We start from the raw sequence: 9,305 nt of genomic DNA, 5'->3' as shown, positions 1-9,305 counted from the left end.
TTATCTACTTGAAATGACCAATGTCGGACTTGCAGGTGAAAGTACTGCTTTAGGTGATGCCATCATGCAATCCATCCGTACCCTCTCTTATGGTGAAGCCAAAAACAAAGCGATCATTCTACTCACAGACGGGTACCATAATGCAGGACAGCATTCACCTAAAGAAGCTGTTCAAAAAGCCAAAGAGCTAGGCATCAAGATCTATACTATAGGGATAGGAAAGAAATCCGATTATGATGTATCACTGCTTGAGACCATTGCGAAAGAGAGTGGTGCTAAAAATTATGCCGCTTCTTCAGCAAAAGCGCTCTCCAGAGTATATGAAGAGATCAATGCGCTGGAACCCAGTGCGATAAGAAGCGAAAACTACCTCAACCAAAAGCTGCTTATTCTTTACCCCTTAGCCCTGGTATTTGTATTGCTTTTACTTTGGGTACTTTGGTCAAGAAGGGATGAAAAATGACACTTCTTTACCCAAGCTTTTTATGGCTTCTACTCCCTTTGGCCCTTCTATTATGGAGCAGTCCGCGTAAAGTGATGCACATCATACATCTTATCGTTCTCATGCTTATCGTAGTGACACTTTCCCGTCCTGTGCAAGAAGAAGCGCTACAAGAAGCCAGCATAGAAGCCAAAGACATTATCATTGCACTGGATGTCTCATACTCTATGAAAGCCACTGACATAAGCCCTACACGTTATGACTTTGCAAAAGAGACCATCTCTGCATTGCTGCAGGCAAACCCTGGTGACAACATTATGCTCATTGCATTTACAACAAACCCTCTGCTGCTCTCTCCTCCTACAACAGATCATGCACTCATCAATGTTGCACTTGAAAACCTTAATCCGGAGTTCATCCTCACCAAAGGGACCTCTCTGGAAAAACTTTTTAAGAAACTCGCTTCTATGAAGATGGGACATAAAAACCTTGTACTTATGACAGACGGAGGAGAAGAGGAGAAGCTTGAAAAACTGACAACCCTTGTACAAAATGCCGATATCTCTTTAACTGTTTTGGCACTGGGGACCACCCGGGGAACGACCATCAAGAACCAAGACGGAAGCCTACTTAAAGACAAAGAAGGCAACCTTGTCATTTCACGTGTCAACCCTCTTTTAGAATCACTGGCTTCCTCTGTCTCAGGTGCTTACTTTACTGCCTCAAATACAGCCAAAGCAACAGCAGACAATCTCAACGATGCCCTGCAAAACAATGCCAGCAAAGTACAAAGCGTGGAGAAAATGCAACGGCATTATCTGGAGCTCTATCAGATACCTTTAAGCTTGGCTCTCTTGTTGTTCTTTATAGTGCATACACGTGCTGTCAAATACCTGCTCATACTCTTTACACTTTTAGGGGTACAGGCTGAAGCTTCTATGCTTGACAACTACCATTTGAACCTTGCTTACAAAAATTACCAAGGGTCTGATTTTAATGAGACAAAAAAACAACTGAAACAGATAAAAATACGTTCTTTGCAAAGCCAAATGGTACTTGCAAATACCTACTATAAACAACACGCTTTTAAAAAAGCGATCCAAACATACAAATCCATCCGTTCTACTTCTCCACAAATCAAGCAACAACTCTACTACAACATAGCTAATGCCTATGCTATGCTAGAATCGTATGATAAAGCCAAAATTTACTATACTAAATCTTTACAATTGGGAGAAGATAAGGATGCCGAACATAACCTGCATCTGGTTGCACTCCTGAGTGATACAAAAAGTGCAGATTTGGGTATCGCTCACCCTAAGTCACAAGACTCCTCTTCGAGTAAAAGCGAATCTCAAGAAGAGACCAAAGAGTCCAAGAGCGAAGATGAACCCAGTTCAGGAAGTGGTGGCGGGGGAGAGAGCCAGACACAAAAAGAACAGGAAAAGAGCAAACTTCTAAGTGACGGGACACAAGAGCAACACCCACTTGGTTCTAAAGTCTATGAACTTATCAACAAAGGATATATACGTGAAAAACAACCTTGGTAAGATACCTTTACATCTGTTCATTTTTTTCCTAAGCTTCATCACGCTTCAAGCAGAAGATTTTACCTATACATTTAATACAGATCATCCAACACCGTATGTCAAAGAGCCTGTTGTGCTTACACTTGATTTGAACCAAACCAACCATGATGTCGTTTTGCTCTTTAACTTTAGTATTAACAAGAGTGAAGATTACACTTTCCAAAGACTTGATATTAAAGAAACTGACAGCTATCACAATGCCAAAATCCATTATGTCTATCTTATCTACCCTTTAAAGTCTGGAGATATCAACATCACATTCAGTCTTCTCAAAAAAGTGACGACCGATGACAGCGTAGCTTACAGTTTTTCTGGAGACAGAGATAATGTAAAAGGCCTGGTTACGACAGATACCCACATCAATTTGTCTCCTTTACAGCTCAAGGTCAAAGCACTCCCAGAAGGAACAGCACTTGTAGGGGACTTTACATTAACCTACGACATAAAAGAACATCAAGCCAAAGCTTATGAACCTCTTCCTTTTCAAGTAAGTATTAAAGGAGAGGGTTATCCTCCACTGGTCGATACGCTTCTTCCACAAGAGGGAAACTTTACACGCTTTACAGAAAAACCTATTGTCAAGTCTATAGCAACTAAAAAGGGAACACAAAGCACTGTGACCTATCCGATGGCTCTTTCACATCATCAAAGTTTTACACTCTCACCTATCGTTCTCAAAGCGTTTGACCCTAAAAGAGAAAAAAGCTACACACTTGAAGTGCCTTCACAACATTTTGACATTCAACAAGTTGCTGCACATAGCTTAGTTGACAAAGTAGATTCACCGGATATTTTAAGAGAGGACTGGTCTTGGTTAAGTGCCTTCTTAGGCTACATCGTGGTATTTTCTGCAGGATATCTCACCGCACTTAGCTGGAAATGGAAAAAGAGACAGATCAATAAAGAAAATCACCCCTTGATCCAAAAGATACAAAGCTGTAAAGATGAAAAAGCGTTGCTGCAAGTGCTTATCGCAGCAAACAACAAACGTTTTACCTCAAGTATAGAAAAACTGGAAAGTTCTTTATATGGAAATGGTAAAATCAACTTTAATAAAGTTAAACAAGCGGCAGAGGAACAAATATGAATGAACAGATAAACAGACTCAAAAAAGAACTACACAAAGCTGTCATAGGACAGGAAGCCATGATAGAAGGTTTGCTCATAGGACTGCTTTGTGATGGACACATCCTCGTAGAAGGTGTCCCTGGGTTAGCGAAGACCACTACTATCAACGCTCTGTCCCGTGCGATAGGATTAGACTCAAAACGTATACAGTTCACCCCTGACCTTTTGCCTTCAGATATCATTGGAGCACAAATATACAACCCGCAGGACCACAGCTTTAGCATCAAAAAAGGTCCTCTTTTTACGCACCTGCTCTTAGCCGATGAAATCAACCGTGCCCCTGCAAAAGTACAGTCTGCCCTTCTTGAAGTGATGCAGGAGAGACAGGTCACCATTGCTGAAGAGACATTTAAACTTGAGAGGCCGTTTCTGGTCATGGCAACACAAAACCCTATAGAACAAGAGGGAGTCTATGCCCTCCCCGAAGCTCAGTTGGACCGGTTTATGATGAAGATTGTCGTACAACACAACTCGGAAGAAGAAGAGCTGGAGATCATGCGTAAAGCAGCAAGTAAAAGTTTTGGTGAAGTGCAAGCTGTACTGAGCATAGAGGATCTTCATGCCCTCCAGGCAGAATTAGCCAACATCCACATCGACAAAGAACTCGAACGCTATATGGTGCAGATCATTTCTGCCACAAGAGATCCTGCCCGATTTGGGTTAGAGGATATTGCTGAAAACATTATGTTCGGAGCAAGTCCAAGAGCCTCTATAGACCTCTACAAGGCAGCCAAAGCCAAAGCCTTTTTACGGGGCAATGATTTTGTGAGCCCTGCAGATATAGGGTATGTGATCCACAATGTATTGCGTCACCGTATCGTCCTTTCTTATGAGGCTAGAGCCAAAGGTATACATACAGATGAGATCATCTCTGCTATCATTGAGACTTTGCCGATACCTTAATGAATACAGCCCTAAAAGCACTTCAACTCAAAGCCAGACATCAGGTTTACACTCTGCTTAGTGGACACAACCTCTCTAAGCTCCACGGAGAGGGGTATGACTTTTCAGAATTGAGAGAATACCAGATGGGTGATGACATCCGTAAGATAAACTGGACCATCTCCGCAAAGTTGGGTCTTCCCTATATCAAAGAGTTACATGCCAATCGTGAACTCTCCGTCGTAGTAGCAGCACTGATGGATGCAAGCCTCTATTTTGGTACAGGAAATGCAAAACAAGGGAAGCTTACGGAAGTAGCTACAATACTAGGCTATGCCGCGCAGCAAAACAATGATCTCTTCACAGGCATACAATATACACAAGACCAAACCCATGCAACACCACCAACCAAACAACTCTATCACATAGAACAATTCTCTCAAACACTCTATGATGCATCTTTGCTCAATACCGCACTCTCATACAGTAATGCTGTAAAGGATCTTTTTAAAAGACTTCATAAACCTTCACTTCTGTTTGTCTTGAGTGATTTTTTAGAAGAAGTAGACTTATCGCTGTTGTCACAAAAACACGAAATCATTGCAGTTATACTCAGAGACAGGGAAGAAGAAGTACCCAAAAAACTGGGAGAGGTTACACTCTCTCATCCACAAGACTCTAAGAAGATGGATACCTACTTTGGTCAAAGAAGTATAGAAAGGTATCTTGCGAGATTAAAAGAGAATGATGAGAAGCTGGCTGAACACTTTGCCCGCTATGACATTCGTTCTGTCAAAATATTCACAGATGATGAGGTCGTGAGCAAACTCGTAGGACTGTTTGTGTAACTTATATAGTTTCTGTATCTCTTATCTAAATCTGAAAACGACAAGTGATTGTCGTTTTCCTTATTATCTCAGACAAATAACAAGTAAGCGAACACCACAAATAAGATCACATGCAAGAAACCTTCAAGCATATTGGTTTCACCGTCATTGAAGTTGACGATACTGACAAGTAAAGTCAGCCCCAACATTACTCCTTGTACAGGGGTAATAGCAAGATTAAGATCCATACCCATATAACGTGTCACAAGGATCACAGCAGGTACGGTAAGAAGTATGGTTGCCAAAGAAGCACCCAAAGCGATATTGACAACGGTTTGCATACGATTATCAAGCGCTGCACGTACAGCAGTAATGAGCTCTGGTGCAGCTGAGATAATGGCTACGCCTACTGCACCTATAGAGAGAGGTAATCCGTACGTTTGCAGTGTATTACTCATAAAAACAGCCAGAATTTCAGAGAGAACCCCGATCATGATGATAGCCATGATAAGATTTACACTATGGTACCATCCATTGATTTTATGATGATGTTCGCAGTTTCCCTCTGCGTCACACAATTCAGCTTCTTCAGGTTCATACTCAAAAAAGTATCTATGGGAGGCTACCTGAATACGCGTAAATGTAATATAGAGCAAAATGAACATCACCACATTAAACATCATATAAGTATCGATATGGGCCGCGTCCATGAAATGCGGTACCACCATAGCAATACCTATGGCAACAAGAAGCATGGAAAGATAAGAATTTGAAGAATCTATATTGTAAGGCTGTTCACCGTACTTTATCCCCCCTATGATTGCTGCCAATCCCAGTAAAGCATTGATATCAAGCATAATCGCTGCATAGATTGTATCACGTGCCAACTCAGGATTATGCTCATGTATCATCATAATGGCGATGATGACTATCTCAACCACCACCGCGGAGATCGTTAAGATCAGTGTTCCATAAGGTTCTCCAAACTTTTCTGCCAACATCTCTGCATGATGCGCTACAGACATTGCTGCATAGATTATCACTGCAAACAAAACTGAAAAACCAATGAAGTTCCCTAGCGTTGTCTGTACCAAAGTATGTTCAAAATGACTGATCACAAAATAAGTGATTATTGCGGCAAAGAGACTATACTCTTTTGAGAAATCTTTAAGAAGTTGCATTATTTCAAGATGTCCTTATAACTTTTGTTTGCGTTGAACTTGAGCTTGTCTTCCACTCCCATGATACGCTCATCACCAGACCTGTACGCTTTTTTCAAACGTTTTGTAATTTTTGCCTGTTCTTTTTCTTTTGTGATCTTATGCTGTTTGAAGAACTTTTTAAGTCCTATCCAACGATCTTCTTCAACATCCACACTCTCTTCTTCCGAGATCACTTCTATTGCCTCTTGTGATTTTTTTTGCTCTAACTGATGGACATACAGAGTACGCATCTCATAAAATGCATCTTTGAGCAAGTCTATCTCCCCTCTAAGTGTTGTAGATATTTGTTTATTGGATTTTTTAAGGTCTTTGACGGTGCCTTTGAGTACCGAGATAGTCTCATCTTTGGCTTTCAACAATGCTTTATAGTCTTTGTTATCCGTTGCAGGTATAGAAGTGTTGGTTTTGGGGGAAGTGTCCTTCTTTATTGTTGCCGTTGTCTCTTTTTCACTAGAGCTTGTTTCTTGCACACTATCATTGTCAACTACAATGTAAAGTTTACCTTCTACATTTTTCGCTGTCAATATCCCCCGCTTGATCTTCGCATAGACTGCTTGTCTAGAGATACCAATCTCTTGTGCATACTCAGCAGGCTTCATCAACTTTTCCATATTCATCCCTGTTTACAGTTTTGTAAATGATAGCATAAGTTTTATGAAAGGTTTACAGAAAGGAATCTTGATATTCTAGGAAAAGATAAAGTAGTAGCTCTGCTTGTATTTAAAAACCGCCTAAATAATGTTAAGAATTATATTTTAAAAAGAATAGCGCTAGTAAAAACCTTATAAAATATATAACTTTATAAGGTTTTTAAAATAAGGTATTTAGTTTTTATTTCATATCCAAGAAGAGGCACCTGCTCTAGAATTTATAAATAAACTGTAAAAAAGTCTTAACTGTATCATTTTGAGCAATATCATTTTCAGTAATAAACTCTCCTGAATCCATATAGGAAAAGATTCCTAAGAAACTAGTATTTTCAGTCATTTGATATTTAAGAATAATATCTGTTTCATTACCTACATGAGTATAACTGTTTCCTGGTTTATTTTGATAACCAAAAAAGTACCATTTATCATGAGCGTCTGCAAGATTGAAATGATGATATTCTAATTGAAGTTTCATTTTAGGAATTGGTACTATAGAGAATTTTGCCTGTACATCAGACATATTTGCCCAGAACATTACATCCATACGTCCATAATGTAGACCATCATTAGCACCAAAAGGTGCTGTAAATGTTTCCATTTTATTGTCATTGGGATTTTCGTCTCCTGAAGCATATACATAACCTAAAGTAAAAGTAGGTTTATATTGATTATCATATTGATATCCTCCATTAACTACATAGGCATAGGCATCTGCGTCCTTCTCTTCAGAACTTCCAAACTGTTTAACCCCTGTCATGTCATAGATGAACCCAGGGGTCAGATCAAAAATCCTGGCTCCAGCATAATAATAATCTTGTTCTGGTGTCACATCATGATAAAGGTTGTTTCGCCATGCAAAAAAAGGTTCAATTTTGAAAGAAGACACTTCAATGTGTGAATAAAGGCCTATGCCTTGAAAGCGGTGTTTGTGTTTTATACTAAAATCATTTGCTTCTTTGGTCCGTGTCTGCCCATACCATACATCAATGAAGTTTTTATCCTCTTTATAAGAGAGATGTGCTGCATCCCATAACCATCCCATAGTATTGCCCCATTTACCTGGACCAAAAATACGACGATCACCATATCCGAGTTGTTGACGTCCTAAAGTAAAAGTAATATTTTTGTTAAAAAGGTTATGTCTCCTAATGTATGTTTCAAAGAGCTCTAAATGATCATCGTAAAAACTCATGACGTATTCATCAGAGGTTCCAGGGTTTTTGATAAAATCATTTGCATCTAAAGAGGATCCCCATGAACGTGCATCATAGATGAATGCTTTTAATGTCCAGTCGTCATTTGGTTTATAAATTAATCCTGTAATGATCTGCTGCAAATAGATAGTATCATCAGATTCACCACGCACATTACCTTTTGCATCTATCGAATCATCACCGTAAGCAAGTTTGTTGACCCCATCATAAATGTCAAAACGTCCTCTGTATTGAAAACTAAAGACCAGTTTATCATTTTTTTCTACTAATTGAGGGGTATTGCCTCCCTGATCTGCGTAAAGAAAAACGTGAGAAAAAAGAAAAAGTGGGAGGAGGATTTTCATTATTTATAGGCTGATACAGCTTCTTTGAGTATGTTCAGATAAAATTTACCCGTCTTTCCACCCACAAGTGTCTCTCTGATTTTAGTTCCATCATATTTTACAAAATGAAATGTAGGTGTCATCTCTGCTTGTAGAGATTTAGGTGCATCGTTTTTATCTATATTAAGTGACACAGGTACAAAATGTTCATTTATATAAGGATAAATGCTCTTATCTGTAAAAGTTATTTCCTTCATCACATTACATGCACCGCAGTCTGGTCTATTGATAAAGACTAACATTGGTTTATTCTCTGCTTTAGCGATTTCCGATGCTTTTGTATAGCTTTCCAACCAATTTATTTCAGTAGCGTTAAGCCCTAATGTTATAAGTATAAGTATCATGATTTTTTTCATTTCAATTCCTTTGGTATATTTATTATTAACTAAATTCATCAGATTATATATTTTCCCTACTTAACATATAGCTGACTATTTAACCTTTTGGTTGAAGAACATGAAAAAAAGTACTATTTCAGCTTATTGGGTTGTTTTTGAGATGGACTGTAGTAGAATTGTCATAATTGGTGATTTATTTAAGATAATTTATAAGGAGTACCTATGAAAAAAACCTTACTGTTTTTGGTTTTTATAACAACACTGATACATACTGAAGACTTTGATACCTATCTTCAAAATTTTGACTACAAGGCACGTAAAGACATGAAGATCTCTACATATGAAATGTTAGAGTTAGTAGCAAATAATAAAGCACAACTTATTGATATACGCTTCAAAGAAGAGTTTGAGGCTTGGCATATGGGCTTTGCAAAAAATATTCCTCTCAATGAATTACCAAAGCGTTTAGATGAATTAGATAAGAACAAGCTCATAGTTACAGCATGTCCGCACAATGACAGAGCCAACATCGCTCGAATATTTCTATACCTAAAAGGCTATCGAGTTAGATATTTGAGTGATGGACTGCTCAGAACAGCAGATACTTTACGAGGTGATAGAGCTAAAGA

10 protein-coding genes are annotated in these 9,305 nt (G+C 38.8%); 6 read left to right on the top strand and 4 right to left on the bottom strand.

Features of this window, described 5'->3' with window-relative positions; all coding sequences use genetic code 11:
- From ABZC96_RS05780 to ABZC96_RS05760, 5 genes are all read left to right on the top strand, one after another.
- Window positions 1–463 (top strand): VWA domain-containing protein (locus ABZC96_RS05780; protein WP_373029727.1); only part of this gene is annotated, 463 nt, incomplete at its 5' end.
- Window positions 460–1,992, top strand: a complete 1,533-nt coding sequence (locus ABZC96_RS05775) for a VWA domain-containing protein (protein WP_373029726.1) — start codon at window positions 460–462, stop codon at window positions 1,990–1,992. The genes ABZC96_RS05780 and ABZC96_RS05775, both read left to right, overlap by 4 nt.
- Window positions 1,973–3,118 carry a hypothetical protein gene (locus tag ABZC96_RS05770; protein WP_373029725.1) on the top strand — a complete coding sequence of 382 codons (1,146 nt, stop codon included), beginning with the start codon at window positions 1,973–1,975 and terminating at the stop codon, window positions 3,116–3,118. Before ABZC96_RS05775 ends, ABZC96_RS05770 begins: the two co-directional genes overlap by 20 nt.
- A complete protein-coding gene (locus ABZC96_RS05765) occupies window positions 3,115–4,062 on the top strand; it encodes an AAA family ATPase (RefSeq protein ID WP_373029724.1) in 948 nt (315 codons plus the stop codon). Before ABZC96_RS05770 ends, ABZC96_RS05765 begins: the two co-directional genes overlap by 4 nt.
- Window positions 4,062–4,889 (top strand): DUF58 domain-containing protein, encoded by an 828-nt coding sequence (locus ABZC96_RS05760; RefSeq protein WP_373029723.1) that lies wholly within the window; start codon window positions 4,062–4,064, stop codon window positions 4,887–4,889. The genes ABZC96_RS05765 and ABZC96_RS05760 overlap by 1 nt, the downstream gene beginning before the upstream one ends.
- Window positions 4,890–4,957: 68 nt before the next feature.
- On the opposite strand, the gene ABZC96_RS05755 is transcribed toward ABZC96_RS05760, so the two are convergent.
- From ABZC96_RS05755 to ABZC96_RS05740, 4 genes are all read right to left on the bottom strand, one after another.
- A complete protein-coding gene (locus ABZC96_RS05755) occupies window positions 4,958–6,049 on the bottom strand; it encodes a calcium:proton antiporter (protein WP_373029722.1) in 1,092 nt (363 codons plus the stop codon).
- Window positions 6,049–6,702: a DUF3972 domain-containing protein gene (locus tag ABZC96_RS05750; RefSeq protein ID WP_373029721.1), complete on the bottom strand. Its 654-nt coding sequence runs from the start codon at window positions 6,700–6,702 to the stop codon at window positions 6,049–6,051. The genes ABZC96_RS05755 and ABZC96_RS05750 overlap by 1 nt, the downstream gene beginning before the upstream one ends.
- A 250-nt stretch (window positions 6,703–6,952) precedes the next feature.
- Window positions 6,953–8,299 carry an alginate export family protein gene (locus ABZC96_RS05745; protein ID WP_373029719.1) on the bottom strand — a complete coding sequence of 449 codons (1,347 nt, stop codon included), beginning with the start codon at window positions 8,297–8,299 and terminating at the stop codon, window positions 6,953–6,955.
- On the bottom strand, window positions 8,299–8,694 hold the full coding sequence (locus ABZC96_RS05740; RefSeq protein WP_373029717.1) for a thioredoxin family protein: 396 nt from the start codon (window positions 8,692–8,694) through the stop codon (window positions 8,299–8,301). The genes ABZC96_RS05745 and ABZC96_RS05740 overlap by 1 nt, the downstream gene beginning before the upstream one ends.
- A 204-nt stretch (window positions 8,695–8,898) precedes the next feature.
- Here ABZC96_RS05740 and ABZC96_RS05735 point away from each other — a divergent pair.
- Window positions 8,899–9,305, top strand: a 407-nt coding sequence (locus tag ABZC96_RS05735; protein ID WP_373029715.1) for a rhodanese-like domain-containing protein, incomplete at its 3' end; no start/stop codon positions are given.

It is taken from the genome of Sulfurovum sp., assembly GCF_041551015.1.
Classification (GTDB): Bacteria; Campylobacterota; Campylobacteria; order Campylobacterales; family Sulfurovaceae; genus Sulfurovum.
Note: the sequence above shows the minus strand (reverse complement) of the source record. Positions and strands in the feature narration are given on the sequence as shown.

Excerpts from the sequence above, each read along its gene's own strand:
- ABZC96_RS05775 (WP_373029726.1), top strand. The coding sequence starts at position 460 with ATGACACTTCTTTACCCAAGCTTTTTATGGCTTCTACTCCCTTTGGCC.
- ABZC96_RS05765 (WP_373029724.1), top strand. The coding sequence starts at position 3,115 with ATGAATGAACAGATAAACAGACTCAAAAAAGAACTACACAAAGCTGTC.
- ABZC96_RS05760 (WP_373029723.1), top strand. The coding sequence starts at position 4,062 with ATGAATACAGCCCTAAAAGCACTTCAACTCAAAGCCAGACATCAGGTT.
- ABZC96_RS05755 (WP_373029722.1), bottom strand. The coding sequence starts at position 6,049 with ATGCAACTTCTTAAAGATTTCTCAAAAGAGTATAGTCTCTTTGCCGCA.
- ABZC96_RS05750 (WP_373029721.1), bottom strand. The coding sequence starts at position 6,702 with ATGGAAAAGTTGATGAAGCCTGCTGAGTATGCACAAGAGATTGGTATC.
- ABZC96_RS05745 (WP_373029719.1), bottom strand. The coding sequence starts at position 8,299 with ATGAAAATCCTCCTCCCACTTTTTCTTTTTTCTCACGTTTTTCTTTAC.
- ABZC96_RS05740 (WP_373029717.1), bottom strand. The coding sequence starts at position 8,694 with ATGAAAAAAATCATGATACTTATACTTATAACATTAGGGCTTAACGCT.